Genomic DNA, 1,995 nt, shown 5'->3' with positions numbered 1-1,995 from the left:
CCCGGGTTCCGCAGTTCGTAGTCACACGTGTGCTGGAGTTTAGGGGTTGAGCTGGGCAAACGCGGACGGGGGCGGGTTGGGGCGTGTGTCTACGCGGTGTCGACACGTTCTGGTCTTGGTCAGGTGGGATTGAACGCGGTTACCCGGGCCGGTGGTTGGGCGGAAAGTGCCTGGTAGATGGCTTTCTGCTCGGGGTTGAGCGGGGTGGTCTGCGCGACGGTTCCGGCCGGGCCGGCCAGGGTCACCTGGGTGATTCGCCCGAGTTGCCGGTTGATGTTTCGCCAGGAAAGGCTGGTGCCGCGTTCGGCGACGCGGGTCAGCAGCAGGGCCAGCCAGCAGATCAGGACGTGGGCGCGGATGCGGTGTTCCAGGCGGTGGAACACCGGCCGCAGCAGCAGGGTGGACTTCAGGTCGCGGAAGCCGCGTTCGGCTTCGAGGAGGTTCTTGTAGCCGAGGGCGACGTCTTCGGTGCTGATGTGCGGGTCACTGGTGGCGATGAGGTATTTGCCGTCCAGGCGGGCCTCGGCCTTGACCTTGCCGGTGTTGATTTTCAGCCGTCCGTTGGCCTGTTGGGTCAGCCAGCGGCCGAGGGTGGGGTGGTCGCGCAGCGCGCATTCGGCGCGCACGTGGGCGGCCTCGTTGCGTTGACGGGTCTTGTCGCCGCCGGGACGCTGCGCGTCGCGGGCGCGCTGCTCGCCGATACGGGCCAGTTCGGCCTGGATACGGGCGATCGCGTCGTCGCGCTGCTGCCGATCACGCTGCGCCTGTTCCGGGTTGTGGCAGACGACGAACCGCACGTCCGTGGCTTCGAGGCGGACCTCCTTGACCCGCAGGTTGTCGCGTACCTGCTGGTAGCGGCCCTGCCGGGACAACACGATCTCGACCAGCGGGTTGCCGTCGCGCATGCGCATCCCGGCGATGTAGTGGCCGCCGGCGCGGCGCAGGTAGGCCAGGTTCTCCGCGGAGCTGAACCCGCGGTCGACCACAGTGATGACGCGGCCGAGCTTCCAGTCCCGCATGTCATCGCGCACCTCGGCCAGGACCTGCTGATCGTTGCTGTTGCCTGGCCAGCACCAGCAGCGCACCGGGATGCCCTCCCGGGTCACCGCCAGGCCGATGACGATCTGCGGCAGATCCGGGCGGTGGTCCTTGGAGTGCCCGAACCGGCGGAAGGCGTCCTGGCCGTCCTCTTCGTCGTCACGTTCGAAGTACGTGCTGGTGGTGTCGAAGAACAGCAGGTCGACTTCCAGGTTGAGCAGGTTGGCCACGGCGAAGAACACCGACTCCTGCACCCGCCCCTGCGTGTCCGCGTCCACCAGCAGGTCCATCGCCCGATAAGCATGGTCCTCGTCCATCGTGGACAGTCCGGGAATCGCCGCGTCCTCGCGTGCCCATTCGGCGGCGGACAACTTGCTCATCGGCGCGGTCGCCCGGTTGGCCACGAGCGCGAACAGCACCCGCTCCATGTTCGTGGTGAACCGCCGCGCGTCGGTGGCCGCCCGCACCGCCGCACCCACCTCAAGCCGGTGCCACAACTGGTCCAGCAACCAGATGGCCCCGGTGGTCCGGGCGTCGACGACCTCCAACGGTGCCACCCCGGCGGCCGCACCCACCTCCACGGCGTCGGTCAGAGCGTCACCGTCACCGAAGTGCTTGTTGATCGACGCGGCCAGCCGGCGCAGCCCGGCCACATCGACCTGGTCGACCCGGCCCAGGTTCATCAGCACGTCCGGCTTGATCTTGCCGTCTACGCGGTGGTTGTGCGCCAGAGCCACATAGCGCACCACACGGCCGTCGGCGTTGGTCCGCGACGTGAACCGCAGGAACATGACTACGACTCAACCACCTTAACCCTGACAGCACAAGGCAGGACCCTCAAGTCGTGTTACTACACTTTCCGGCCTCCGGATCCGTTCCAACACCCGACGCAAGTCGCTGACCAGCAACGACTCAGAACCGATCACACTCGCGTGCCTACGAACTGCGGAACTCGGG

The 1,995-nt window shown here is 67.3% G+C and carries 1 protein-coding gene; it reads right to left on the bottom strand.

Annotation, left to right across the window (positions count from 1 at the left end; translation table 11 throughout):
- Positions 1-119: 119 nt before the first annotated feature.
- Positions 120-1,829: an IS1634 family transposase gene (locus V6V89_RS41235; protein ID WP_334625186.1), complete on the bottom strand. Its 1,710-nt coding sequence runs from the start codon at positions 1,827-1,829 to the stop codon at positions 120-122.
- Positions 1,830-1,995 lie beyond the last annotated feature (166 nt).

Source organism: Micromonospora sp. CPCC 206061, assembly GCF_036906915.1.
GTDB lineage: Bacteria > Actinomycetota > Actinomycetes > Mycobacteriales > Micromonosporaceae > Phytohabitans.
Note: the sequence above shows the minus strand (reverse complement) of the source record. Positions and strands in the feature narration are given on the sequence as shown.